This is a genomic window from Brakhagea slesvicensis, from assembly GCF_052161625.1.
Lineage (GTDB): Bacteria > Planctomycetota > Planctomycetia > Pirellulales > Pirellulaceae > JBKCUI01.
Genome location: NZ_CP197412.1, coordinates 4,597,266 through 4,623,184, shown reverse-complemented (window position 1 = coordinate 4,623,184; position 25,919 = coordinate 4,597,266). Strand labels below are relative to the sequence as shown.

The window sequence follows — 25,919 nt, the reverse complement described above, 5'->3', positions numbered from 1 at the left end:
TCGTCTCCAGGCCTGCCGAGGTTCGGAATGATTCGATTCGTTCCGACCCAAGAATGCCGAAGGTATAGCAGCTTATAGCCGGCGGTTGAGCGCAAGCGACACCGCCGGTTCGTTCTATAAAGGATTTCGCATCCAGAACGGATGTCAGCCACTGCAGTTCCGTAGCAGAATCCTCTACCCACGCCAGAGAATACGGCGAGAGGTTCAACGCTGCATGAAACCTTTTTGCAGATAGATCCAGGTGTGGGCCATATCTGTAACTTTCCCTAGCAATGGAAGCTCGTAACGACCGAAGGAAGAACTGGATTCCCAGCCCTCTTCGGTCTTCGCGGTTAACCCTTCTTTGGCAGATTGGTGATGCCGTCTTTCCAGACCTTCTCAATCTTACTGCTATTATTTGAACTCAGTGGTGTACGAACCGCGGAGGGCGCGGAGGATCGCGGAGTGGAAGCCGAGGCGCATTTGACAATGCTTGCCTTCCAACGCGTTGGCTGCATGCTCGCCTCCTCTCGCGTTCGGTTCTCTTCTTTGCGCCGTGGCGCCGTAGCGAGAAATTCTTCACTGACCTGGATCCGAAGAGAGTGGCTCGCCGAAGAGAGTTTGCAAAGTGACTCGAATCAAGCCCTTTGCTTCTCGCTGTGGTTTTCAATCGATCTAAGGAAAAAGTGTTTGCTGCCCTTGAGGCGATCGGCCCAAGGAACAGCGACCGACTTGACGCTATGCTCGGGACACTTCACGCGAGGCACGCGACCAACGAGGATGGTATTGAACTGACTTCGGAGACCGTCCATGGAGTGGTTAGGCCAAGTATCTGTTGGTAGAGCTCTATGTCTTGCATTTCAGTGGGGGCCTTTCCCCTGAAATAATCCCACTCCCCACGGTAATACCGGATGGTCCGTTGAATCGATACCGCCGTTGGCAGCGGCTATTCAGTCCAAGTGCTTGACGGTCCTACCATAACGGCTACATTCGTGCGTATACTCACGACTAGTGGTGAGCGGAGGACGCGACGGTGGTGGCGAATGATCCTCCCCACACTGTGAGCTTGACCAAAGCAAGAGTTCGAACCTTTCATCGCGCGTTGGATTGCGAGCAGTAGGTTCGGAATCCGGCAGTAGGTTCGGAATCGGAACGTGAAGTCGCATAGTCATTGATTCAGACACTCCTGTCCTTGCATCGTCCATGGAGTGGCGCGCTCCGCGAGTGTGTGGCCCACGTGATTACTACTGCAAGTGATTTTCTGGACTGATGCCCTATCCCAGTAAGAATGCCTCCAAGGCTTCATAAAAACAAATCGAATCAGACAAGAGACTTTCCGGACTCTAAAACCTCTTCTCAAGGAACGTATTATGCGATGGATGGCTTTTCTCGCAGTGCTGTTGTTCATACCTTCGACGCTCAAGGCTCAGGAGGAGCCGAAACAGGAGGCTGAGAAACAGGTACAGGAAGCAGCTCGACCAAATGCAGGGCTGCAGAATCGTCCGCAGCAAGGAAGACTAGGCCCCGGGGGTTTTGGAGGATCTATCGTATTGGGGCCAGACGACCAGCAGATTTATTCGGATCCGTCAGACAGCATTGTTGCCAGGCGAGACGACATTCCGCACGGCAAGTTGGAATTGATTGATTACGAGTCGAAAACAGTAGGCACGGTCCGAAAGCTGAACGTCTATACGCCTCCGGGGTATTCGAAGGAAAAGAAGTATCCGGTGCTCTACCTTCTTCACGGTATTGGTGGAGACGAAACAGAATGGCAGCGATTCGCGACACCGGACATGCTGTTCGACAATCTGATCGCGGAAGGGAAGGCCAAGCCGATGATCGTCGTCATGCCAAACGGACGCGCTCAGAAGAATGACCGGCCTGTCGGCAATGTCTTTGAATCTGCTCCGTCCTTTGGTGTATTCGAGCGTGACCTTTTGGATGATGTCATTCCCAAGATTGAATCACGATACTCGGTGCAGGCCGATCGAGAACATCGAGCGATTGCGGGTCTTTCTATGGGGGGCGGACAGTCGCTCAACTTTGGCCTCGGCCATCTGGATACGTTTGCTTGGATCGGAGGATTTTCCGCGGCACCCAACACAAAAAAGCCCGAAGAACTGGTTCCTGACGCAGACAAAGCCAAACAACAACTGAAGCTGTTGTGGCTCTCCTGTGGAAGCAAAGATGGACTGATCAACATCAGCCAGAATACTCAGCGTTTTCTGAAGAGCAAAAATGTACCGCATTTGTGGAACGTCGATTCTCACGGTCACGACGCGACTCACTGGCGCAACAACCTGTACTACTTCGCCCAGCTCGTCTTCAACGATGAAGCGACCAAAGCTGCTCTGAATCAAAAACCAACAACCGCACTCCAAGAATCCCTTGCCGCACAAGATCTTCCGGACCCGTCTCCGAAAGTAAATAAGGACCCTGTTAACAGCGTCAAAATCGATCGCTTCATGAAAGACGCCTTCCAAGATTCGTTTTTGATCGGGATGGCGGGAGACCTCCCTTCGCGTTACTCCGAGGAGGAATTGAAAGTGGCGGTTGACCATTTTGCTGCCATCACTCCCGAGAATTGTATGAAACCTGAGCGAGTTCATCCCGCGGAGGATCGCTGGGATTTCGACCGAACAGATGCGTTGGTGGATTGGGCTCAAAAGAATAAATTGACCATCCACGGTCACACGCTTGTGTGGCATGCCCAAACACCGAATTGGTTTTTTGAAGGGGGCGATTCAGAGACCATCAAAACCCGAATGAGGCAACACATCGAGATACTTGTAGGACGCTACAAGGGAAAACTGCAAAGTTGGGATGTTGTCAATGAGGCGATCAACGATGGTGGCAATGAAGCAACCGCCAAGACAGAAAATCTGCGGAATTCCAATTGGCTTAAGGCACTTGGGCCAGAGTTCCTCACGTTGGCTTTCAAGTACGCGCGTGAGGCGGATCCGAGCGCTGTACTGTACTACAACGATTACAACATTGAGTCTGGCCCTAAGCATGAAAGTTCGATGGTTCTTTTGAAACGACTGCTTGCAGAAGGGGCTCCTATAGACGCCGTTGGCATTCAGGGGCATTGGCGAAGCGGACGAGTCCCTTTTGACGATATCGAAAAAGCGATTACGGACTATGCGTCCTTGGGGCTCAAAGTGAGTATCACGGAATTGGATATTACCATTCGGGGCGAGTCAGGCGGTCAGTTCGGTAGGCCTCGTTCGCGAACCACCACTCCTCCTTCGGTTGAGGATCTAAATGGTCAAGCCGAGGATTATGCGAAGTTATTTGGCATCTTCAAAAAACATCAGGATATCATCGAACGCATCACGTTCTGGGGACTCAACGATCGCCGTACTTGGCGTTGGGGACAGCATCCGCTTCTCTTTGACGCAGACAACCAACCCAAACCTGCCTACACGAGAATCATGAGCACTATCTCGAATGGCGATGCGAAAGGAAGCTCGGATTCACCGAAGCAGATCCAATTGGAGAAGGGTGGACAGGGACCGTATTCAGCCATTGCGACTGAGTCACCGACGCTGGCTGGCATGACGATCTACCGACCAGAGGATCTATCCCCATTCGCCGGCGAACGAAAGCTACCTGTTCTGCTGTGGGGTAACGGAGCATGTGCGAACACAACCGAGGAGCACAAGAACTTCCTTAATCAAATCGCATCGCATGGCTACATCGTGCTTGGGATTGGATTGCTGAGCGATATCGAGCAACGCAGCGATAGGTCTCGCGAAAGAACAGATTCAACTCAATTGCTTACCGCCCTTCAATGGATCATCGCTGAAAATGGCAAAGCAGAGAGTGTGTATTTCGGAAGGATCGACACGACCAAAGTTGCCGCGATGGGAATGTCATGCGGAGGCTTGCAGGCGATCGAGATTTCGAGCGATCCAAGAATCACGACCACAATTGTTTGCAACAGCGGCGTCTTACCGGCCCCCTCTCCCATGATGGCCATGCCGAAACTCACCAAGGATGACCTGAAGAAATTTCATGGACCAGTCCTATACATCATGGGTGGCCCAAAGGACATCGCGTACAAGAATGCCATGGATGATTTCTCTCGTGTCGATCATGTCCCGATCGTCATGGCCAATCTAGATGTCGGGCACGGTGGAACCTATCGTCGCCCCCATGGCGGAGAGTATTCCCCGGTCGCGTTGGCTTGGCTCGATTGGCACCTCAAAGGAAAGCTAGAGTCTTCCAAGATGTTCCTTGGCGAGAGCGACCAACGGAAAATAGGCGAGCCGTGGACCATAGAGACCAAGAACTTTAGGAATTGAGTGCTCCCCAAAAGTTGATCCAGGAGTTTTTAAAGTCTATCGCATTAAATGGCAGGAGGACTTTGACAAGAAGAAAGCGAACTCGGCGTTCGGCCGACCAGATTGTGAAGACGTTACGAGACGCCGAAGCTCCTCCTCAGATTCTCAACTCAGTCCCTGGCGAGCTTGGCGCCGTGGCGCGCCACTCTCTTCGGATCCAGGCCAGTGGAGAATTTCTCGCTACGGCGCCACGGCGCGAAGAAGAGAACCGAACGCGAGAGGAGGCGATTAGCCACTCCGCGCTCCTCCTCAGATTCTCAACTCAGTCCCTGGCGAGCTTGGCGCCGTGGCGCGCCACTCTCTTTGGATCCAGGCAATTGGAGAATTTCTCGCTACGGCGCCACGGCGCGAAGAAGAGAACCGAACGCGAGAGGAGGCGATTAGCCACTCCGCGCTCCTCCTCAGATTCTCAACTCAGTCCCTTGCGAGCTTGGCGCCGTGGCGCGCCACTCTCTTTGGATCCAGGCAATTGGAGAATTTCTCGCTACGGCGCCACGGCGCGAAGAAGAGAACCGAACGCGAGAGGAGGCGATTAGCCACTCCGCGATCCTCCTCAGATTCTCAACTCAGTCCCTTGCGAGCTTGGCGCCTTGGCGCGCCACTCTCTTTGGATCCAGGCAATTGGAGAATTTCTCGCTACGGCGCCACGGCGCGAAGAAGAGAACCGAACGCGAGAGGAGGCGATTAGCCACTCCGCGCTCCTCCTCAGATTCTCAACTCAGTCCCTGGCGAGCTTGGCGCCTTGGCGCGCCACTCTCTTTGGATCCAGGCCAGTGGAGAATTTCTCGCTACGGCGCCACGGCGCGAAGAAGAGAACCGAACGCGAGAGGAGGCGATTAGCCACTCCGCGCCCTCCGCGGTTGATTCACCACGGAATTCAAATAGTAGCAGTGAGATGGATAAGCTCTAGACGGACGGCATTACCAATCTGCCTAAGAAGAGTTAACCGCGGAGAACGCGGAGGGAAGAACAACGTTGAGCATGAGCCAACTTTTGGGGAGCAGACCAATGTGACTCACCCAAAAAGCCAGACGCAACGACTACTTTCTCATGCAGCATTTTTTGAACTTCTTCCCACTTCCGCACGGGCATGAGGAATTGCGTGACGTCCGTTCCTCATTGCGAATGGTTCCTGTCACCGAGAAGCTTGGCTGAGTCAATTCCAATCCAGTGGGTCTCTGGACAGTCCGATGGGAAACTAGCGGAGCAGCTGGTTTTTCTCGAATCGCTGCGATGTCAAACATTTCCCCTGCAGAAACGATTTCCTCGATGCTTTGATGGATCTGAAAGTGTTCCTCAAAGACTTCCTTCGCAACACGGACGTCGACCATCATATGTCGCAAATCGTCCTTCGCGATCTCCCACTCCACATCCGACCCTTCGAATGCTTCCTCGAGAAGCAAAGCATGCTCAGTAGGCGTCAGAAAGGCGAGATTCTCGGCGAACGGACCGATCAACGATGGGGCCTGTGTCAGTGCCTTGCGCAGTCCTTTCGCCAAGGCTTCGATGGCGACTTCGCGTTCCAACGCGTAGCGGTAACAAGCGTACGAATAATAACTGACCATGGCGCGACGATTTGCATCGGATCGATCCGGATCCCAAATCCATTGCTCAAGGATTCCGACGTCCTGGATCGGTGATTGAGCAATGCATTTCACGACCAAGTCAAATTGGTGTCCAAACATCTGATCCAGACGAGAATCAGGCAATCGCAGGATCGTTTGCACCAGATCTTGCGGCAGCGGCATACTTTCCTTAACGAGAAGAACCAATGCCAGATACGCGCCCCTTCCGCACTCCCCATTAGAGTCCGGCTGGGTTCGAGAAAGTTCATCGCGTATCAGCTCAACAATCGCTTGGTAGGCAACAGGAAATTCACGCTCCAGCGTTGCAACGGCATCTCGTGGGTAACTATTGCTCGACGCGCCTCGGAGTTGTTCGACCAAGATGCGGGCCTGTGATTCGCTTCCTTTCGAATTCGAACTGCCGCATGGATTGGCGCGGTAAGTCGCACTTACGGGATCGAAGTCATCGGTAGTAAAGTCATAGCACCATTTCGCCAATTCCTCGGCGCAATCATCCCAGGCAGTCGCAACCTCTGTAGATCGATCGATAACGCTCTCAATCTCGTTCTCCCAGTTGTCGAGATGGATGTACGACTCGTCGATCTGACGCCGAGTAAAACACTCGACGACCAAGGAATCGACCTCTTCAAAACTTCGGGCAGACAAATCCATTAACTCAGAAACGATAAACGCCGATACCAAGTCATTTTGCTTTTTGGACCGCTTCTTCAATTGCTCGACCAGGAAAGGGATTGCCTCGCTTCGATCCAACCAACTCATTGCAACAGCAATGGTCAAAGCCCTAACAAGCGGGTGACAGGTCAGCTCCTCCATGCTTGGTTTGCTCAGGATGCGGTCGATCCAGCCGAATACTTCTTCCGCACTCTGGCTCTGAAAGAAATTGGCGATCAGGCGCGGCATCGCTTCCCCACTGAGATCACCAATTACCCCATCAATTCTATGGAAAGAAGTAGAGAGCAATGCTTCGATCAGAGGCTGATCCTCTTGGGTGACGATCGGAGGAAGCAAAGCGAAAGCGAAGAATGACGCGTTGGACGAGCTGCCTAAGGGACTTTCGTTCCATTTGAGCTCTTTACTAATTAACGCAACTAAGGAATCGTGAATCGCGGCTCCGCGTGACTGCAATTCCTTGAGAACCGCGAAAGGTACTACCTGAGACGGGAAACGTCCAATATTACGAAGCAAGGTTTCTGTGTCGATCTGGCTCCCAACGTGAGAGGAATCAGAATTGCTGCTTGCAGTCGACATGATGGTTTGCTTCCTACCAAGAGTGAGTCCAGTCTATTCCGCCTATTAGCGAGACAATTCCATTCTACCGCCCCCAACCGACCTGCATGCAACGCAAGCCTCTCGCTAGCAAAATCCGCTTTCACAATGCAGTGCGATCGAAAGGGGCGAACCAAGCTTCAGCCGTTCCGATGTCCTCGAATCCGAATCGTTCGTAGAGTTTCAACGCCGGCGTATTCCGAGCGTCGACAGCGAGCAGGATTCTTCCAACTCCTTGTTCGCGGCACCAATCCAACAAGAATTTCATCACGGCACCTGACACCCCCTTGCCTCGTACCTCAGGAACGATCCCAAGGTAGAGCAACTCGGAGAGCTTCGGCGAGTGTCGGCAAACCAGCAAACAACCGACGTAATGGTCCCTGTGCCCGATTAGCCACCACTTGCGAATCGATCCACTGTCCAATCCCGTTCGAGCGTACCCCTCAAGAGTAGCGCTGGTGCTCCGAACACCGTTGAGTTCTGGAACATCCCACGTCCCATCATACGTTTGATCGACGAGGCGCACGAATTCTGAATCGAGCTCTCTCGTCCAAGGCACAAACGACAACGGTGAAGATGCTGTTTTCGCAACATGGCTTAACGAATCGAGTTCAACTGGAGCATTCGCGCAGTCCAACGCGCACTGCTTCAATACGGCGATCGGCTGGAACCCAGCGATCTGAAAGCATCTTCGTCTCCATGCGTCAAACTCGGCGTCGAACTCTGCGGGAAATGTCACCGCTTGCGTCAATTCAACTTCATCTCGAACCGATTCCACGAGCGATCGCAATAAGAACGCGGTCTCGTTTAGTTCTTGCTCCGATCGCAAATCCGATGCCGGGGCTACTCCACCGACCATGGCGAGCTTTCCTGGATAGACCAGGAGGTAGGCGACGCACCCGCGGGCATTGGTTTTCACGCGGATTGGATTGAGCGCCGCGTATCTCGACGCGTGGTCCACCACCTGACTTAGATAGCCTTCCCGAGAGTCGACAGACTGGAAGGCGAGGCATCGCTCGACCTCCTCCAGCCATTCCCAGCGCGGCACATCAACTCGGAGCGGAGTCTCAGCCATTTTAAGTCGCGAGTTTCTTGTATCGGAAGCGGCGAGGCTCGTCGTCGTGGATACCCAATCGCTCCTTTCGCTGCTGTTCGTAGGTCTGGAAGTTCCCTTCGCACCAGTGAACATACCCATCCCCTTCGAACGCGAGAATGTGCGTCGCAATTCGGTCGAGGAACCAACGGTCGTGCGTGATGACCACCACGCAACCGACGAAATTCATGATCGCTTCTTCCAAGGCTCGCAGCGTATCGACGTCCAAGTCATTGGTCGGTTCGTCCAATAACAAGACGTTGCACCCACGTCGCAGGAGTTTGGCGAGGTGAACGCGGTTTCTTTCTCCACCGGAGAGAACCCCGACTTTCTTCTCTTGATCGGTACCTTTGAAATTAAACTTGGAGACGTAAGCTCGCGAGTTAAACTTCTTGCCTCCCATTTCCAACCAATCAAGTCCGCCCGAGATCTCTTGGTAAACGGTATTGTTGTCATTAAGCGTATCGCGGGATTGATCGACATATCCGAACTCGACCGTATCTCCGATTCGCAACTCCCCCGCATCTGGCTTTTCTTGCCCTGTCATCATGCGGAAGAGCGTCGTCTTTCCGGCGCCGTTCGGACCAATAACTCCGACGATCCCCCCAGCGGGGAGACGGAAACTCAAATCCTCGACGAGGACGCGGTCGTTATAAGCCTTGGTGACATGCTCGGCATTGACGACCACCTCGCCCAAGTGCTTTCCGGGTGGAATTTGGATTTCCAACTCATCGGGTCGCTCCTCGAACTGTTGGGCAGCCAGGGATTCGTAGGCATTGATCCGCGCTTTGTTCTTCGCCTGTCTGGCGCGCGGAGACATCCGGATCCATTCCAACTCTTTCTCCAGAGTCTTCTGACGCGCTGCAGCTGACTTCTGCTCAATAGCAAGTCGCTTCTGTTTTTGCTCGAGCCACGACGTATAGTTCCCTTCGAAGGGGAAACCTGATCCTCGGTCTAATTCCAAGATCCACTGGGCAACGTTGTCGAGGAAGTAACGATCGTGCGTCACGGCGACTACCGTGCCAGGGTAGTGTGCCAAGTGCTGTTCAAGCCAGTTGACGGCTTCGGCGTCCAAGTGGTTCGTCGGCTCGTCAAGAAGTAGCAGATCGGGTTGCTGGATCAACAATTTGCAAAGCGCGACGCGTCGTCTTTCGCCCCCAGAGAGCTTGGTTACATCTGCATCTCCCGGAGGAAGATTCATCACGTCCATCGATTGCTCGACTTGCCGATCCAGTTCCCACAGGTTTTGAGCATCGATTATGTCCTGCAGTTTGGCCATCTCGTCGCAGAGCTTCTCCATCTGCTTGTCATCGGTGACTTCCCCGAGCAGATTGGAGATTTCGTTAAAACGATCCAAAACCTTTCGGCGAGGAGCGACCGCTTCTTCGACGTTCCCCTGCACATCTTTGTCGGGATTGAGATGCGGTTCTTGAGGGAGATACCCAGCGACGAATCCGTTGCTCAAGCGAGCAACTCCATCAAACGTCTTGTCTTCCCCCGCCATGATCCGGAGCAAGGTACTCTTACCGGAGCCGTTGGATCCCAGAACGCCGATCTTAGCGCCCGGATAGAACGCCAACCATATGTCCTTGAGAACTTCCTTTTGTCCGTGGCGTTTGGTGAGGCTTTCGATCTGATAAATAAACTGACGGTTCATTGAACTTCCTTATTCCCATTCAATCGTCGCAGGTGGCTTGCTGCTAATGTCGTAGCAAACGCGATTCACTCCGCGGACTTCGTTAATAATTCGTGTCGAGATCTTTGCGAGCAAGTCATACGGCAGGTGACTCCAGTCGGCAGTCATAAAGTCGTCGGTATTTACACAGCGCACCGCAACCGCTCGCTCATACGTTCGCGCGTCTCCCATCACACCCACGCTTTGGGATTCCAGCAAGACCACGAACGCTTGGGAGGTTTGACGATACAAGTTGGCGTTCTTGATTTCCGAAACCACTATCTCGTCGGCATCTCGCAAGATATCCAGTTTGTCTTTGGTAACCTCGCCCAAACATCGCACGGCCAAACCGGGACCAGGGAATGGATGCCTCCATACCAGATGCTCGGGCAATCCCAATTCGACCCCCAGTTTCCGGACTTCGTCTTTAAAGAGATCGCGAAGGGGTTCGATTAATTCAAACCCCAACTGTTCAGGCAATCCACCGACATTGTGATGCAGTTTGATCGTCGCTGCAGGGCCATCGAGAGCTGCACCGCTTTCGATTACGTCGGGATAAAGGGTCCCTTGGGCAAGATACTTTGCACCATTGATCTTCTCCGCTTCCGCTTTGAAGCAATCGATGAAGGCGTGGCCGATGCGTCGCCTCTTCTCTTGTGGATCTATGATACCAGCCAAGTCACCCAGGAACCGGTCGCTGGCATTGACCACTCGCAAATCCGCTTGGAAGTGATTCGTGAATTCGGAGATCACCGCACCTTGCTCGTCTTTCCGCAGCAAGCCGTTGTCGATGAGGATGCAGGTTAACTGTGGGCCGATCGCTTTGTACAGGAGCGCTGCCGTCACCGACGAATCCACCCCGCCGGAGAGTCCGCAGATAACTCGGTCGTTGCCGACCACATCTCGGATATGCTCGATGGAGCGATTGGCAAAGTCGCTGAGATGCCAACGTCCCTCACAATGGGCGATGTTATACAGGAAGTTGTGGATGAGGGTGCTTCCCAGCGAGGTGTGGGATACCTCGGGGTGGAATTGCAGGCCATAGATAGGTAGGGTTTTGTGGCGAACCGCCGCGTGCGGACAAGTCGGCGTGGACGCGAGGGTCTCGAAGTCATTGGCCAAATCCCGAACTTGGTCGCCGTGGCTCATCCAAACATCGATTTCATGCGGGAAGCCTGCGAATAACTTTTCCATCGATTTGACTTGCAGTCTCGCGCGTCCAAACTCCCTGCGATTGCAGGGCTCGACGCGTCCCCCCAAGGCTTGCGACGCAAGCTGCATTCCGTAGCAAATTCCAAGAACGGGGATTCCTAGATGGAAAATCTTGGGGTCGCACTTCGGGGCGTTGGGTTCGTAAACGCTCGAGGGTCCGCCCGAGAACACGATCGCGGCAGGTTTGCGAGCCAAAATGGTTTCGGCGCTAATATCGTGGCGAACGATTTCGCAGTATACGTTCTGCTCCCGGATGCGCCTGGCGATGAGCTGGGCGTATTGCGATCCAAAGTCCAGCACGAGAACACGTTCGCTCAGCAGATCCGGAGCGGTGTTGGTATTGCTAGCTGTTGATGTAGAAGGAGCTTCCGATGTCGATCGATTCGAAGTCGAGTTGTTCATGAGATCCATCGAAGGGGTCCGACCGAGGGCCGGAATCTAGAGCAAACCGGTCTCTTCACCGGAGAAAACCCGAAATTATAGCAATCCCCTGGAGGGTGGCTACCTCGTTTCCTTTCGAATGGACCGGAGGGTTTGGGTAGTCTTTGCCGTTAAATCTTTCCAAAGAAATCGAGTTTGCGGGGGCCGATTGCCGATGACTCCTGAGGTTGTACGTCTACTCAAAGGGAGTTTCGCCGCATGGTTTTTCAGCAAGTTGTCCATCGCTTTCTCGCCGCGTGGATCGTCGCGATCGCTTTCGTCCCCTTCGCCTCGGGTGCGGATTGGGCTCAAAAGCTATTCAAGGAGACGAAGCACGACTTTGGCACTGTCAGCCGTAACGCCAAGACCGAATACGCATTCGTCCTCGAAAACTGCTTCGAGGAAGACGTTCATATCGCCTCGGTTCGCAGCAGCTGCGGTTGCACCAAGCCGATCATTACCAAGAACACGCTGAAGGCTTGGGAAAAGGGCGAAATCGTTGCCCAGTTCAACACAAAGTCCTTCCTGGGGGCCAAATCGGCGGCGATCACCGTGGTGATCGATCGCCCCTACTACGCCGAGGTGACTTTGCTGGTCTCCGGAAAAATCCGCTCCGACATCGTTGTGGAGCCGGGCGAGATCTCGTTCGGGGACGTGGATATCGGCTCAACCAAAACCGTCGATCTCAAAATCTCTTATGCCGGACGCAGGGACTGGGCCATCCAAGATGTGCGTGGAGATACCAGCCATCTGGAGGTCCGACTGGACCCTGCGTCCCGCCAAGGAAACATGACCAACTATCGGATGCGGATCACACTCAAGGAATCCGCTCCGGCCGGCGATTTCATGGAAGGGATTACTGTCGTCACCAACGATTCGAACGAAGGAATGTTCACACTCCCGGTCAACGCCCGCGTGGTTCCTCCAGTCACCATCACGCCGAAACTAGTTTCGGTAGGGGACGTCAAAAGCGGCCAGCAAGTTCAACAGAAACTGATGGTTCGGGCCAAGAAACCTTTCTCGATCGTCTCGGTCGAATGCGAGGACCCGAGATTCTCTTTCTCGATTCCTCCTGGGGAAAAGCCCCTTCACTTGATCCCGATGACCTTCACCGGGGAATTGTTAGGTGATGAACGTTCGATCAAGCAAGAAATTGTGGTGAAGACCTCTCTCGGGGAACAAATCACTCTGGAAACCACCGTGGCGGGCCGCATGGTCGACTAGAGATCCGGTCTGGAATATTGCCGCCGTCCTCACGGGCGGCGGTTGTCACCCCGTCGAATCCTCCGACAATAGCAGTCTGTCGGCGTGAATCTTCCACTTCCATACGATACTCAGCGATGACTGCTCCTAAAACCGCCCAACTTTTCGACTTGGATTGCCGTTTTCAGCCTGCCGGGGACCAACCACAAGCCATCGAAGCGCTGGTGCAGGGACTGAACCAGGGACGCAAGCATCAAGTATTGATGGGAGTGACGGGTTCTGGAAAGACCTTCACGATGGCCAACGTGATCCAGCGGGTCCAACGGCCGGCCTTGGTGCTGAGCCACAACAAGACGCTCGCGGCACAACTCTATGCGGAGTTCAAGGAATTCTTTCCTCGAAACGCGGTCCACTACTTCGTCAGCTATTACGACTATTATCAGCCCGAAGCCTACATCCCTCAGCGCGACATCTATATCGAGAAAGACGCGTCGATCAACGAAGAGATCGATAGACTGCGGTTGGCGGCTACCAGCGCGTTGGTCAGCCGACGTGACTGCATCATCGTCGCAAGCGTTTCCTGCATCTACGGACTCGGTTCTCCAGAAGATTACCGTCGCATGGTGGTCGCAATTCGCTGCAACGAATCGATCCACCGCGAAACACTCTTGCTCCGATTGATCGACATCCAATACGAGCGCAACGATATCGCATTTGAGCGAGGCAAGTTTCGAGTGCGCGGGGATACGATGGAGCTTTGGCCTGCCTACGAAGAGTTCGCCTACCGTTTTGAATTCTGGGGGGATGAAGTCGAACAGATCTCGATCATCAATCCGTTGACCGGCGAAGTGGTCTCGAGATTGAACGAAGTCTATGTCTTCCCAGCCAAACACTTCGTTACCTCTGAGGATCGAATTCAAAATGCGATTCGCGTCATCCGGCAAGAACTGGAGGAGCAATTGGCGAAATTCAATGCCGCAGGAAAAATCCTTGAAGCGCAACGACTGGCGGCTCGAACGAAGTTTGACATTGAGATGCTTGGCCACACCGGGCACTGCCCTGGCATCGAGAACTATTCGCGTCCCCTCTCCGGCAAACTGCCGGGGTCGAGTCCCGACACGCTGTATGAGTTCTTTGACAAAGACTTTTTGCTCCTTGTCGACGAGTCGCACGTGACCATCCCACAGGTGCGAGCCATGTATGCAGGAGACAAGAGCCGAAAGACGACACTCGTCGACCACGGCTTTCGGCTCCCCTGCGCCCTCGATAACCGGCCACTCAAATTCGAAGAATGGGAAGCGAAGATCAATCAAGTTATCTTTGTGTCCGCTACGCCAGCCGAGTACGAGCTTGATCGAACAGGGGGCGAAGTCGTGGAGCAAGTCATTCGACCAACCGGTTTGCTCGATCCGATTATCGAAGTAGTCCCAGCTCGGGGGCAGGTTATGCATCTGCTGGAGCAGATTCGAGAACGGATTCAGATGGGGGACCGAACGCTCGTCACAGCATTGACCAAGCGCCTCGCCGAAGACCTTGCAACCTTCTTTGTTGACAACGATCTGAAGTGCCGATGGCTGCACAGCGAGTTGGATGCCTTTGAACGCGTCGAATTGCTGCGAGAACTTAGGGATGGACGCTGCGATGTACTGGTGGGGGTAAACCTACTCCGGGAAGGCCTCGACTTGCCAGAAGTCAGCTTAGTAGCCATCCTCGATGCCGACAAAGAGGGATTCCTTCGAAGCGAGACATCGTTGATTCAAACCATTGGTCGGGCGGCGCGAAATGCAAACTCGAAGGTTATCCTTTACGCGGACACCATGACCGAATCGATGCGCACGGCAATCGATGAGACCGAGCGACGACGCAAGGTCCAGGAGGCATACAACGAAGAGCACGGGATCACACCGGAAACCGTTCGCAAGCAAGTCACCGCGTCCATTCACCAAGCGGCAGAGAATCGCAAGAGGGCTCGAGACATCGTGCGACGCGATCCGCAAGGGGAGAAAATCACCGAGGCCTATTTAAAGACACTGGAAGAGGAGATGCTAGCCGCCGCGGAGAATCTCGAATTCGAGCGAGCCGCCGCGCTGCGCGACAAGATTCTGCGGATGCGTGAACGAATCGGTGAACCCATCGACTCCGACGAGGACGATCAACGGGTGGTAGGAACGCGACAGCGAAAACGCTCGAAGCGACGGTAAATCCCAGGAGCAACATGATGAATCACGACGAACGAATCGCGACGATGATCTTCGGAAAAGTTTACCCGCTCTACCTCGCCAAAGTGGAGAAAAAGGGGCGAACCAACGACGAGCTCGACGAGATCATTCGATGGTTAACCGGTTTTTCGGATGAGCAGATTCAAGCTCACATTGCCAATGAATCGACATTCGCTGAATTCTTTGAGTCCGCGAAATTGCATCCGAATGCGTACTTGATCACAGGCGCGATCTGCGGCTATCGAGTCGAAGAGATTTCAAATCCGCTCACCCAAAAAGTGCGTTATCTAGACAAGCTCGTCGACGAGCTTGCGAAGGGTCGCAAGATGGAAAAGATTTTGCGCGCGACACAGTCCGATTCTTAACCTCAGCGGTGCGTGAACGCAGATTGAGATAGCGGAAATTTTCCGAACTGACTAAAGTTAGAGCTACAAACGCTCGTGGCTATGCAATGTAGGGAATTGGCATCTCAATTCCATGGGTCGGATGGGTGGCAGAGCGGTTTAATGCACCGGTCTTGAAAACCGGAGTAGTCGTAAGGCTACCGTGGGTTCGAATCCCTCCCCATCCGCTTAATTTCCTGCTGATTCTCCAGCAGTAGTGCACAATTCACAGTTTTTTTGTTGGTCGATTGCGTTTCCCTGCGATCGAGTGCGCGCGCGTACCGTGCCGGAAATCGTGCCGCTTTTGACCTTGATCGTGCCGCTTTTTTTCGGTGATGAAATCGCTCTCTGGAAGTCCTCGGAAATCACCAAGAGATACGAGCGTTGAGCAATCTTTGGCGAATTTCCGAGCCGCGCACAAACGACATGCAACGGGAATTCCTGTTCGAGCTCCGTTTGCCTGGACGTTCGCAAGCTATGGAAGAGGCGAGGCCAACTAGGGACCATTGCTCTCCCTTGTCGTGACCAATGGTTGCCATCGCATTAACCCTCTATTCGTGCCCTTGGGGAATGGTTGATTTTGCTTCGGTGGCTTGAGCAGCAGCGTTTTTCACCCTACTCGCGTAGGGATTCGCTCCAAAACTTTGCTGGATTGAGCGAAGTTCCCCGCGCTGCCGCAACGGCTGTCGAAACCATCTGCTCTGAGGAATCCGATGAGTTTGGGTGGCTACGATACGAGGAGGTAAACGGGCAAAAATGTTTGGTTCATGATGTGACCAAGGTACCACTCTAAACGCGGTTGATTCGCTGCTCGAGTGCTCGCAGTGAATCAATTATTTGCTTCCAAGTAGGGGGCTTGGAAAAGAACATCGACTCCATGTATTGATAGTCAGCTTGGAGCTCTTTATCGCCCTGAGGTGTGGGAAGTAACCGAAAGGTTCCAGGTCGTGCCTGTTCGTAGTGTGCCCATGAGGAGTGATAGAAGCGAGACTTGAACTGAATCACATCTTCCAAAAGGTTCAGGTCAAGGAGAGCGTTCTGGGCAATGGGGCTTTCTGCAAGCTGGTGTAGGTCATAGTAATTCCGAGAGTATCCGCTCGGCATGGCCGCCAAGCTTGCTTGTGCGCACCTACCGGGAGCAGGAGTGTCGCGATAAAGCTGATAACGCAACCGTTCATGCTGCGAAGCGTCGAATGCGAAGTCAGCTTCGCAAATCGAAGTAGGGAACAGAGCGCCACGACGCAACCCTACCCGCGAGAAAATCTCGGCGAGCATCCTGTACGCTCACGAAAAAGTGCAAATAGTACCAGAGCGCCAACCGGGTCGTCTGCCGAAAAATCGAGTGTCAAACGGTATCAGTATCAAACGGGATGGAGTCTAGCCAAAAGTGGTACCGTTTGAAGCGCCAAACGACACTCATCCGTGGTTCATCACTCCTTGAAGTGGGTTCCCAAAGAACACATACGCTGCTGTCCCGAATATGGCAACGTGCAGCACGACGATGCCCCACAAGACGATCAGGAACGACAGTTTCTTTGTCTTGTGCCGGAAGTGTCGCTGACCCAGGAACGCACCGGGCCAGCCGCCCAGCAGCGCCAAGATGTGCAAGGTCTGTTCCGGCACTCGGCGACCGCCGTTGGCAGCACGCCTCTTATCCCAGCCGTAAGCAACAAAGCAGGCAAGGCTCATCACGAGGACGATCCCCAGGTAAATAGCAGTAGCGATCATCATGTGTCGGTCGAATACTTCCTGTTCGCTTTCACTTCTTCGTAAAACACCGCCAGCCAGATCGTCGGTTCGTCGGGCGTCGTCCATTCGACCCGGTGCTTTTTATGGGCGGGGATGTTTACGAAGTCGCCGGGCTTCATCTCAACCATGCAATCCTCGAACTGCAACCTCGCTGATCCCTTCAGCACAACAACCCATTCGTGATGGTCCTGGTCGTACCAAAACCCATCCGGCGATGAGTGACCGTGAGAGACGATCCGTTCGATACGCACGTAGTCGGCCTCAAGCAATGTGGTGCTAAGCTCGTCGGGTAGATTCGATGGGAGATTGGTGAAGAGATTCATGATCGACTTCGAGTCTCTTTGAATAGTTCTAAGCCCTTGTAATAAGGAGCCTTGACTGGTTTGCCGCCACGCAAACCGCTCATCTGGTTCCGAATAACTGCGTCCACGGAATGACCCAAGGGTAGCACACGACGATTATCAGAAATGTCAATGCGATTCCCCAAGGGACTTCGTTGATTCGCTTGTTGAGCATGCGAGGAATCGTATAAACCAATAGCCAAAGTGTTTTGTAGATGACTTGAATCAGAAGCAACGCCGACATCGTTATCGGAAAGAACAGCCCCAATACCGAACCGATTAGAATTGCCGTCCACAATGAGCCGAGGATAGTTCGGAACCCTGCGCTCTCAGGGAACTTATTTTGACAAGCGAGTTGACCTCCCTTTTCGCCGCCAAGAAGGGTCAAAAGTCCAATTGGAATTAAAATGATGATGTTGAAAATGTAGGGTAAAAGTAGTGAATTCATTTCGATACCCCTTTCCGCTCTACCTTGATCCATTCGATCTCTAGCTTGAATGGCCCGGCATTCTTGTCGCCTAGCATGAAGCTTAAGGCATTGATTTCTGCTGGTGTCACGGACCCTGCGTTTTTGGTGACTGGTCATTCATTTCGTTGGATCGGTTCCTTGATCGCACTGAGCATCGCGAACGCAGAGTCCCGTCCAAATTGTTTCTGCGCTCGTCGTACCCAGGGGTATCCTAAGCGGATCAAGATGTGGTTAGGTCGGGAAAACGCTAGAATGTCATACCAAACGCTGTCATCGGCTTGGTTCCATTCAATCAAAAATCGTTCCTCGCCACTCTCGACATGGCCCGGAAGTGTGCCATAAGCGAAGCCAAACCTGCTCATCGCCCCTGGTTCATCCACAACATAAACAATTCGGGCTGAGTTTAACCACCACAAGCCGATGGCTCGTCCCAAAACGGCTACGACCTCGCCAGACTTGATTGGAGTATCCGGCGACCACGCTTCCACCCAATTGAGTCGAAATTGCTCCCATCTCTGAAAAGCGGCCCTAGCCGACTGAAACACCACCTCGCCTTCGCCAAGTTTCATCCGGGTTCGGTCCACAACATAACCAGGCGGTGGCGCTCACCTCCAGCATCGCAGGTTGGATTGTTGGGATCGTTCTAGCGGTACTTCCGTGATAGGATCAAACGCAGACAACTTGGATGACGGAATCGATGAGCAATAACTGTCCCCGCCCCCGCGCGCAACTCGTGGCCTTTCGTTTCGGATTGGCGCTCCTCGTTCTTGGACTGGGCTTGGGACGACACTCGAACGCTCAGTTTGTTTCGGGGGATCTTGAGAAGGATCCATTCCGCTATTCCGATACCGAAGCGAACAATCGATTCTCCAGGGAGACAATCAGGACGAAGAGTACCGCCATCTGCCCCCTGAGCTACGTCAGCAAATACGGGAAATCGTTCAAGAGACCAAACCGGACCTTCTTCGCTAATCGCTAGCATTCGCCGCGTGCTCATGCAGAAGCTCGAGCGGGAAGCATGCGTTGATAATTTCGCGCAGAGCGAGTGCAAAAAAGAAGCGGGTTGGTATATTGGAGCGGCACACTACTTCGGTGCAACGATGGTCAATGCGTTGCGATCGAGAGCGAATGATTTGCATCTTTTCAATTGGACAAGAATGTCCCCATCACGGAGGAGTGATTCGAATGACTCGGGTACCGATTAGCCAGGCCGAAGAACAAGCCCGCCTTCTCAAGGAGCGATTGGACCTCAGCACCGCGGAGATAGGGTTGCAGGTTCGCACAACGAATTGTTTGGAAGAGAAAGGGATCTTCACCGTTCGGGATTTGCTCAACAGCACACCGGAGACGCTTTTGAGCATTGCGAATTTTGGTGAGAAGACGCTGGAGGAGGTTTATCAGTCTCTAGAGCGACTGGGCTATCACCGAACTTGGCGAAAGCCTCGCTAGCGATTCGTTACGCTTTGGGGTTCCATTCGGGGAACTTTTCTAATTGGGCTTTGAGGGCGAATCGGGCACGGTTGAGTCTTGATCGGACCGTGCCGATGGAAATATCGAGGACTTCAGCGATTTCTTCGTACGCCATATCCTCCATTTCGCGAAGGACGAGGATGGCTCTATGGTCTTCGGTGAGCAGTGCTAGAGCGCTGTGGACCAATTTGGCGTCTTCGAAGCGGGTCATGCGGTTATCGGGGGCATCCAATTCCGATTCAGGCTCGTGGCCGACGTTTTCTCGGGCCTCGTCGAGCGAGACCAGATTCCTCGCCTTGCGTCGCCGGGCCAGTGCGAAATTAAATGCGATCCGGTAGAGCCATGTGAAGAATCGGCTATTTCTCTGGAACGTATCCAGCTTGAGATAAGCCTGGATAAACGCTTCCTGAACGACATCTTCGGCTTCTTCGGCACCGCCGACGACGCTGATCATGGCGGTAAAAAGCCTGTCCTGGTAGCGAAAAACCAGGACTTCAAAGGAACTGCTGTCCCCGGCCAATGCCGACTCGATCAATTCATCTTCGTCATTCACGAGCAGCTGCGCCTCAATTTACTCAGGCAGTGCTGGCCCATTTCGCCACCCGCGGACCGGTCCAGCGAGCCTGCCGCAGATGGGTATCTGATCGAGGCAGATTGGGCCCGAGTAGCCAGCGGCGGCATAGAATGCGATTCGGGTCGGCGAGGAGCGAGGGAGGAGCATGCAGGCACGATTTGCAAGGGCGAGGATTCGAATTTGGAGGGAACCGCGAGGCTCTGGCCAATATTCTATACATGACGGCCGATGAATTGCCGTTGCAAAGCTTAAAAAAATAGCTAGGATTCCACGATCTTATGGTTTAAAAACTAGGATGTACTGGTGCTCGGAACTTGTCGAACACCGCTGGACCCAAGGTAATTGGTTGGCGAATGACCGTTAGCAAAGAACGAAAAGAAGAACTGATCAAAGCGTTTCAGAAAAGTGGAGCCGACAGCGGTTCTGCGGATGTCCAAATCGCTCTTTTGACCGAGCGAATCAATTCGATGACAACGCACATGCGGTCGGCTACTCGCGACTATTCCAGTCGCCGCGGCCTCCTTCGCATGGTTAGCAAGCGTCGATCGTTGCTGGATTATGTCCGAAAGCATGATCCACAGCGTTATTTGGAAATCATTGGCAAGCTGAATATTCGAAAGTAATGAATTCATCGCGACAAGGGCTGGTTCACACCAGCCCTTGCTCGCTTTTCCGACTGATTTGGCGTTGAACGCGGACTCGAACGATGTGGTTCGCCTGGCGTGGTGGCTGGTTTTGTGCTGCCGAATTCCTCGGACGGTGATCCGATGGGTTGGCGTATTCTGGCGCGTTAACGTCGCCTTGCTGTCTGGTGCCGCGATCGGCTGGTTTTTCCGGTCTGCGTAGAGGGTCGGGCAGAATTGTAGTTTTGATGGTGTTTTTGCAGCGGCTTCGAGAAAATGCGCTGCGGAATGCGTTGTCGTGAAGACGCTTGGAGTGTGTCCCGCTTGCGTGGCGGGTTTGTTTGGCTTACGAGCTCTCGGCTCGGAGCCCGTAGTTAGTCCCGGTTGCTGTTGCATTTCGGGGAAGAAGTTTCGGCCGTCTTGCGGTCGCTCGATTATTGACTTGAGTTTTGCAGAAGCCACTGCCGGTCTCTTGAGCATCGCGCGGGTGGCATAGGTTTTTGGAAGGAAAGAAATTCGTGGTAAAGATTCGTGTAGAAAAACAGATTGGCGATTCGGTTCTCTCGTTCGAGACTGGGGCTTTGGCCAAGCAAGCGACATCCAGCGTCGTGTGCCAATATGGAGATACCGTCGTGTTCGTGGCGACGACGACCGGCCCCTCCCGTCCTGGGACTGACTTTTTCCCCCTTACCTGCGATTATCGTGAACGATTCGCCGCTGCAGGTAAGTTTCCCGGCGGGTTCCTCAAAAGGGAAAGTCGCCCGACGACCAAAGAGACTCTCACCAGTCGATTGATTGATCGTCCCATTCGTCCCCTTTTCCCGGACGGGTTCATCGACGAAGTCCAAGTCCAAGCGATTGTGATGAGTTCGGACGTTCAAAACGACGCAGACGTTCTCGCCATGAACGGAGCTGCAGCCGCTTTGTTTATCAGTCCAATGCCTTTCCAGGGCCCGATTTCGTCATGCCGAGTTGGCAAGGTGGAGGGCAAATTGATTGCGTTCCCCACCCACGCTCAACTCGAAGAGAGCGAACTGGACATGATCGTTTCGGCCAACGAGCGAGAAGTCATGATGATCGAAGGTTTCTCGCAAGAGATGCCTGAAGCAGAGATGCTGGAAGCGATCAAGTTTGCTCACGATGTCTGTAAACAAGTGATCGAGCTCCAACGCGAGTTTTTCGATAAGGTCAAGCCGACCAAGACCACGTTTGAATCGCCAGACACGACAGAATTGATGGCGAAACTGCGAGCGGATTTCTACGAACGCTTCAAAGACGCCAAGCAAATCGAAGGCAAGCAGGCTCGCAACGATGCTTGCTCAGCGTTGAAAGCCGAAGCCGTCGCGGCCCTGATCCCCGATCCATCTGCCGAGGGAGCCGTATGTCCAAATCAACTCAGTCACGTTTGGCACACCTTGGAAAACCAAGTGGTTCGCGATTTGATTCTTTCGGGGCGACGCTCCGATGGACGCGACGCGAAGAGCTTGCGACCTATCCACTGCGAAACCGACTTGCTCCCACGTACGCATGGTACGGCTTTGTTCCAACGGGGTGAAACGCAAGCGTTCATCACCGTGACCCTTGGGACACCGCGAGACGAACAACGCGTAGACGGGTTGGTAGACGAGTACAGCAAGAAATTCATGTTGGACTATAACTTCCCGCCGTTCTCCGTGGGAGAATGCCGGCCCATTCGCGCTCCGGGCCGCCGTGAAATCGGCCACGGGATGCTTGCCGAACGATCGCTCGAAGCGGTGCTTCCCGATCCCGAGGATTTCCCGTACACGATTCGTGTCATCAGCGACATTCTCGAAAGCAACGGTTCGTCTTCGATGGCCAGCGTCTGCGGTGGCTGTCTTGGGCTGATGGCCGCTGGGGTTCCAATCACCAACCCCGTCGCTGGAATCAGCATCGGACTCGTCCGAGACAAAGATCAGTATGTATTGCTCACCGACATCATCGGTGACGAAGATCACTTCGGCGATATGGATTTCAAGATCTCGGGAACGCAAAACGGGATCACTGGAATCCAGTTGGATCTCAAGATCCCAGGGGTCAGCGAAGAAATCATTCGCGGTACTTTGAAGCAAGCTCGCGAAGCTCGCATCGAAATTCTCCGCAAGATGCTCACTTGCATTCCCCGTCCGCGTAGCGAGACCAGCCGGTTCGCACCTCGATTGCTTCGAACCAAGATCGATTCCGACAAGATCGGTGCATTGATCGGTCCTGGCGGCAAGAACATCCGCGCGATCCAAGAAGAGACCGGCGTGACCATTGATGTCGACGATGAAGGCAACGTAACAGTAGCTTCCGCTGACGCCGAGTCGGCGAAGCGCGCGATCAGTCGTGTTGAGGCTTGCACCGCCACGGTTCAAATCGGCAAGATCTACGACGGGATCGTTTCGAGCGTCCGGGACTTCGGTGCATTCGTCGAGATCCTACCCGGCAAAGATGGGCTCTGCCACATCAGCGAACTCTCCAGCGGCTATGTCGCAAGTGTCGACTCGGTATGCAAGGTCGGAGATGCGATGAAAGTCATTGTCATCGACATCGACGATCACGACCGCGTGAAGCTCTCGCGTCGTCGAGCTTTGGAAGAGCTGGGGATGGAAGATGAATTCGCGGCACCCTCGGAAGGATCGGACGATCTCGATGACTTCGGTGGCGATGATCTCGGCGATGACATCGGCTTTGATGAAAAGCCAGAACGAGCCGATCGACCTGAACGCACCGATGCACGCACGGGAGATCGCGGAGGTCGAAGCCGAGGCGGTGACCGAGGCGGCGATCGTGGAGGCAGCGGTGGCAGTGGTGGTAGCGGTGGCGGGTTCCGACGCGGAGGCGGACGAGGTCGAAGCCGTGGCGGTAGCAGTGGAGGGGGTGGCGGTCGTTCCAGCGGTGGAGATCGCGGCGGAGACCGCCGTTAACACGCCGACGCTTTTTCTGCATCGGATATAACTAAAAAAAAACCTCCGCTGGTTTAGCGGAGGTTTTTTTATTTGTGCGGTTGCAATGCCCCGACTTAAACAAGTTCCTTCTTCGCACCGATCAAAGTGCGGAGACGTTCGGCCAAAAGACGTGCGTCAAATGGCTTCTTGAACGTTTCATTGATGCTCGACCGATCGAAGCTCATTGTATTGCCGTCGTCGGGAAGCAGAGCGATCAGAATGATTTCAGTGAAATCAGAATTCTTGCGTAAGTTTTGGCAGATTTGCAGTGCTTCTAGCTTGCCGACCGAGAAGTCGACAATCATGCAATCTGGGTGAAAACTTTCGGCTTGAATGCCTGCCTCGAAACCGCTAGCAGCAACCGATACTTTGAAGCTTTTCTCAAGTGGGAGTTCTCGCTTCAAGTTTTCGATTAAGACCTGATCTTGCGCAACGATCAGGACTTTGGCCATGGCCTCATCTTCCAAGTCTCCGAGGGGCATACCATGCTCCTTCAAAAACTTGATGAGATATTCTCGCGGGATACGTCGGTCTTGCGAGCCGGGGATGCGATATCCTTTGAGACGGCCGGAGTCGAACCACTTGCTAACGGTTCTCGGGGCCACCTTGCAGATCTTCGCGACCTGGCCTGTGGTGAACACCTTCATATTTTTGGTCTCCGTTACCTTCCAATAGTGAGTGAGTCCGCACAGTCATGGTGATGTTCTGTGCTTGACAGTATTCGCCCTAGCTAGACGCTGGAGTACGAGGCCTTGAAAAGCCAATCGTACCTCCCTCGCCCAACAACTGGGTCTGGGCTTAACAATCGTGAACAGCCACTTTGCGTTGCAATCGTTAGAACTCCGTTCCCAACGACGACGGTGCAAAGCTTTCCTGTGAGGACAAACAGTTCGCCAATGAAACGTTCGCGAGCGACCGCACCCCTACGACGGTTCGATTCCGTTCCGCTTGCAGAGTTACCTGTTTGTATGGCAGACCAAGCTTTGGTCAGGGCAGAAGATGAGCGGCTGACTAATCAACTCGTTCGTACACGAAGTTCGTACGTTCAAATCGCTAGCCGCCTCCGCACAAGATATGCGGATTGCATGCACTTTCCCCCCTAATTCAGCCCGGTAGCTTCCCCGTACTGGTATTGACTCCTGCGAGCCATCCAGAACAGAAAAGGCCGTTCTGAACCTAGTTTCGATTCAAACCGGGGGATTACTTTAGAAAGAATCTTCGGTTGTTTAACTACGAGCGATTTGTTGCTCGCAACTGGTCGCAGCAACGTATTTTTCAACCTTTCTTAACATTCTCATCGGAATTGATGAAGGGATTTGGGTGGCAACGACCCCAAAAACGGCTCCGACGAGGCCGATATTGGTCTCCGCACCGTTCTTGGATGTTGGTAAGCTCCCGGGGTCTGCGTCGTCACCACTTCGTCATCGCTCTGGTCCATGTTCCCGTTTGCCATCCGAACCCTATCGATCACCTGGCCCGGTGCATTCCGCACCTGGAACCGTTCCGAATCGTCCGCCTTGGTCACCGCGATCGCGTTTGCCTGGTTTGTCTGCTTTCTCTTGATCGCATCCTTCGTTTGGCCGGAGTGGCTCCCTGTTTGGGTCGTTAGGACCCTCTGGTTGGCCATCGCATGCTTGGTCATCCGCTCGGCGCTGAAGAACGCCTGGCTCGGGGAACTGCCTGAGCAAGACACTCGAAAGCATCGCGACCAAAACCTCATCCTCGCCCAATCCGCCTATCTCCAAGCTTCCTACTTCGAGTCCGAGAAGTACCTTTTGGAAAATTTGGCGAAACATCCCTCCGACATCGAGTCCTCTCTACTGTTGGTCTCCGTGTACCGACGAACAGGGCGATGGGACGCGGCGCTCGAAGCAATTCAACAGCTGCAACGAAGGGATTTAGCAGCCCATTGGTCCCAGGAGATCGCGACTGAAAAGGAGCGGTGTCTGCGTGGGAAACGACAATCGAAGCCTCTCCCCCCTCCCACTCCCTGACAAAAGAGTTACGATCGCTACCATGCGGGTTCGCTCTTCTCTACGCATTGCGAGAAACTTCCGCTTTTTCGGAAAATGCGGACGAATCGAACCGATAAAGGACTGCTTCTGATTTTTCACAATGGAGGACGGGGTGGATAGCGTCAGATCGTGAGGCAAGCTTGCGCGCTTGGCTCGGAGGTGCGACGCGACCAGATGACGCGCGATCGACGCGACGACTGCCAGAATGGATGGAACGGCGTTTGCATTGTGTAGTCGCCTCATGGCGAAACACGATTGCAAACGTCGGTTGCACGTTGCAGGCCGGTCTCGCTCGATCGCTAGGTAGTACGGAACGATAGTAGATAGCCCCTTGCAGTCAGCCCTTGA

The 25,919-nt window shown here is 53.7% G+C and carries 18 protein-coding genes, 1 tRNA gene and 1 pseudogene; 9 read left to right on the top strand and 11 right to left on the bottom strand.

Annotation, left to right across the window (positions count from 1 at the left end):
- The first annotated feature begins 1,349 nt into the window (after positions 1–1,349).
- Entirely contained in the window at positions 1,350–4,286 is a 2,937-nt protein-coding gene (locus SH467x_RS17460) for an endo-1,4-beta-xylanase (protein WP_482368380.1), read from the top strand.
- A 1,079-nt stretch (positions 4,287–5,365) separates the two neighbouring features.
- On the opposite strand, the gene SH467x_RS17455 is transcribed toward SH467x_RS17460, so the two are convergent.
- The 4 genes from SH467x_RS17455 to guaA form a co-directional block, all read right to left on the bottom strand.
- Complete coding sequence (locus SH467x_RS17455) at positions 5,366–7,159, bottom strand: DUF1186 domain-containing protein (protein ID WP_482368379.1); 1,794 nt, start codon at positions 7,157–7,159, stop codon at positions 5,366–5,368.
- 121 nt (positions 7,160–7,280) lie between these two features.
- Positions 7,281–8,252, bottom strand: coding sequence for a GNAT family N-acetyltransferase (locus SH467x_RS17450; RefSeq protein WP_482368378.1), 972 nt, complete (start codon positions 8,250–8,252; stop codon positions 7,281–7,283).
- A gap of 1 nt (position 8,253) precedes the next feature.
- A complete protein-coding gene (ettA, locus tag SH467x_RS17445) occupies positions 8,254–9,927 on the bottom strand; it encodes an energy-dependent translational throttle protein EttA (protein ID WP_482368377.1) in 1,674 nt (557 codons plus the stop codon).
- 9 nt (positions 9,928–9,936) lie between these two features.
- On the bottom strand, positions 9,937–11,559 hold the full coding sequence (gene guaA / locus SH467x_RS17440; protein WP_482368376.1) for a glutamine-hydrolyzing GMP synthase: 1,623 nt from the start codon (positions 11,557–11,559) through the stop codon (positions 9,937–9,939).
- A 237-nt stretch (positions 11,560–11,796) separates the two neighbouring features.
- Between guaA and SH467x_RS17435 the strand changes: the two genes are divergently transcribed.
- The 4 genes from SH467x_RS17435 to SH467x_RS17420 all read left to right on the top strand — a co-directional run bounded on the left by SH467x_RS17435 (position 11,797) and on the right by SH467x_RS17420 (position 15,570).
- Positions 11,797–12,801 (top strand): DUF1573 domain-containing protein, encoded by a 1,005-nt coding sequence (locus tag SH467x_RS17435; protein WP_482368375.1) that lies wholly within the window; start codon positions 11,797–11,799, stop codon positions 12,799–12,801.
- Between the two features lie 116 nt (positions 12,802–12,917).
- Positions 12,918–14,981 (top strand): excinuclease ABC subunit UvrB, encoded by a 2,064-nt coding sequence (gene uvrB / locus SH467x_RS17430; RefSeq protein ID WP_482368374.1) that lies wholly within the window; start codon positions 12,918–12,920, stop codon positions 14,979–14,981.
- A gap of 14 nt (positions 14,982–14,995) precedes the next feature.
- Entirely contained in the window at positions 14,996–15,364 is a 369-nt protein-coding gene (locus SH467x_RS17425; protein ID WP_482368373.1) for a DUF2200 domain-containing protein, read from the top strand.
- A 119-nt stretch (positions 15,365–15,483) separates the two neighbouring features.
- Positions 15,484–15,570: transfer RNA gene (locus tag SH467x_RS17420), tRNA-Ser, on the top strand.
- Between the two features lie 601 nt (positions 15,571–16,171).
- On the opposite strand, the gene SH467x_RS17415 is transcribed toward SH467x_RS17420, so the two are convergent.
- The 5 genes and pseudogenes from SH467x_RS17415 to SH467x_RS17395 all read right to left on the bottom strand — a co-directional run.
- Complete coding sequence (locus SH467x_RS17415; RefSeq protein WP_482368372.1) at positions 16,172–16,657, bottom strand: nucleotidyl transferase AbiEii/AbiGii toxin family protein; 486 nt, start codon at positions 16,655–16,657, stop codon at positions 16,172–16,174.
- Positions 16,658–16,798: 141 nt separating this feature from the next.
- Positions 16,799–17,113, bottom strand: a complete 315-nt coding sequence (locus tag SH467x_RS17410) for a DUF1294 domain-containing protein (RefSeq protein WP_482368371.1) — start codon at positions 17,111–17,113, stop codon at positions 16,799–16,801.
- Entirely contained in the window at positions 17,110–17,454 is a 345-nt protein-coding gene (locus tag SH467x_RS17405; protein ID WP_482368370.1) for a cupin domain-containing protein, read from the bottom strand. The genes SH467x_RS17410 and SH467x_RS17405 overlap by 4 nt, the downstream gene beginning before the upstream one ends.
- A 79-nt stretch (positions 17,455–17,533) precedes the next feature.
- Positions 17,534–17,920, bottom strand: coding sequence for a hypothetical protein (locus tag SH467x_RS17400; RefSeq protein ID WP_482368369.1), 387 nt, complete (start codon positions 17,918–17,920; stop codon positions 17,534–17,536).
- Positions 17,921–18,054: 134 nt separating this feature from the next.
- A pseudogene (locus tag SH467x_RS17395) lies at positions 18,055–18,531 on the bottom strand (DUF1990 family protein); the annotation flags it as partial.
- A 595-nt stretch (positions 18,532–19,126) separates the two neighbouring features.
- On the opposite strand from SH467x_RS17395, the gene SH467x_RS17390 reads away from it, so the two are divergent.
- Positions 19,127–19,390 carry a DNA-directed RNA polymerase subunit alpha C-terminal domain-containing protein gene (locus SH467x_RS17390; RefSeq protein ID WP_146678833.1) on the top strand — a complete coding sequence of 88 codons (264 nt, stop codon included), beginning with the start codon at positions 19,127–19,129 and terminating at the stop codon, positions 19,388–19,390.
- Between the two features lie 7 nt (positions 19,391–19,397).
- Here SH467x_RS17390 and SH467x_RS17385 read toward each other — a convergent pair whose 3' ends face one another.
- Positions 19,398–19,964 (bottom strand): RNA polymerase sigma factor, encoded by a 567-nt coding sequence (locus SH467x_RS17385; RefSeq protein WP_482368368.1) that lies wholly within the window; start codon positions 19,962–19,964, stop codon positions 19,398–19,400.
- Between the two features lie 374 nt (positions 19,965–20,338).
- On the opposite strand from SH467x_RS17385, the gene rpsO reads away from it, so the two are divergent.
- Together rpsO and SH467x_RS17375 are read left to right on the top strand one after the other, a co-directional pair.
- Positions 20,339–20,608, top strand: a complete 270-nt coding sequence (rpsO, locus tag SH467x_RS17380) for a 30S ribosomal protein S15 (protein ID WP_482368367.1) — start codon at positions 20,339–20,341, stop codon at positions 20,606–20,608.
- 518 nt (positions 20,609–21,126) lie between these two features.
- Positions 21,127–23,535, top strand: a complete 2,409-nt coding sequence (locus tag SH467x_RS17375) for a polyribonucleotide nucleotidyltransferase (RefSeq protein WP_482368366.1) — start codon at positions 21,127–21,129, stop codon at positions 23,533–23,535.
- Positions 23,536–23,630: 95 nt separating this feature from the next.
- On the opposite strand, the gene SH467x_RS17370 is transcribed toward SH467x_RS17375, so the two are convergent.
- Positions 23,631–24,203, bottom strand: coding sequence for a response regulator (locus SH467x_RS17370; protein WP_146678830.1), 573 nt, complete (start codon positions 24,201–24,203; stop codon positions 23,631–23,633).
- A gap of 789 nt (positions 24,204–24,992) precedes the next feature.
- Between SH467x_RS17370 and SH467x_RS17365 the strand changes: the two genes are divergently transcribed.
- A complete protein-coding gene (locus SH467x_RS17365; protein WP_482368365.1) occupies positions 24,993–25,550 on the top strand; it encodes a tetratricopeptide repeat protein in 558 nt (185 codons plus the stop codon).
- Positions 25,551–25,919: the final 369 nt, after the last annotated feature.

Excerpts from the sequence above, each read along its gene's own strand:
- SH467x_RS17435 (WP_482368375.1), top strand. The coding sequence starts at position 11,797 with ATGGTTTTTCAGCAAGTTGTCCATCGCTTTCTCGCCGCGTGGATCGTC.
- uvrB (WP_482368374.1), top strand. The coding sequence starts at position 12,918 with ATGACTGCTCCTAAAACCGCCCAACTTTTCGACTTGGATTGCCGTTTT.
- SH467x_RS17410 (WP_482368371.1), bottom strand. The coding sequence starts at position 17,113 with ATGATGATCGCTACTGCTATTTACCTGGGGATCGTCCTCGTGATGAGC.
- SH467x_RS17415 (WP_482368372.1), bottom strand. The coding sequence starts at position 16,657 with ATGCTCGCCGAGATTTTCTCGCGGGTAGGGTTGCGTCGTGGCGCTCTG.
- SH467x_RS17425 (WP_482368373.1), top strand. The coding sequence starts at position 14,996 with ATGATGAATCACGACGAACGAATCGCGACGATGATCTTCGGAAAAGTT.
- SH467x_RS17450 (WP_482368378.1), bottom strand. The coding sequence starts at position 8,252 with ATGGCTGAGACTCCGCTCCGAGTTGATGTGCCGCGCTGGGAATGGCTG.
- guaA (WP_482368376.1), bottom strand. The coding sequence starts at position 11,559 with ATGAACAACTCGACTTCGAATCGATCGACATCGGAAGCTCCTTCTACA.
- SH467x_RS17365 (WP_482368365.1), top strand. The coding sequence starts at position 24,993 with ATGTTCCCGTTTGCCATCCGAACCCTATCGATCACCTGGCCCGGTGCA.
- SH467x_RS17400 (WP_482368369.1), bottom strand. The coding sequence starts at position 17,920 with ATGAATTCACTACTTTTACCCTACATTTTCAACATCATCATTTTAATT.
- ettA (WP_482368377.1), bottom strand. The coding sequence starts at position 9,927 with ATGAACCGTCAGTTTATTTATCAGATCGAAAGCCTCACCAAACGCCAC.
- SH467x_RS17405 (WP_482368370.1), bottom strand. The coding sequence starts at position 17,454 with ATGAATCTCTTCACCAATCTCCCATCGAATCTACCCGACGAGCTTAGC.
- rpsO (WP_482368367.1), top strand. The coding sequence starts at position 20,339 with ATGACCGTTAGCAAAGAACGAAAAGAAGAACTGATCAAAGCGTTTCAG.
- SH467x_RS17370 (WP_146678830.1), bottom strand. The coding sequence starts at position 24,203 with ATGAAGGTGTTCACCACAGGCCAGGTCGCGAAGATCTGCAAGGTGGCC.
- SH467x_RS17390 (WP_146678833.1), top strand. The coding sequence starts at position 19,127 with ATGACTCGGGTACCGATTAGCCAGGCCGAAGAACAAGCCCGCCTTCTC.
- SH467x_RS17455 (WP_482368379.1), bottom strand. The coding sequence starts at position 7,159 with ATGTCGACTGCAAGCAGCAATTCTGATTCCTCTCACGTTGGGAGCCAG.
- SH467x_RS17460 (WP_482368380.1), top strand. The coding sequence starts at position 1,350 with ATGCGATGGATGGCTTTTCTCGCAGTGCTGTTGTTCATACCTTCGACG.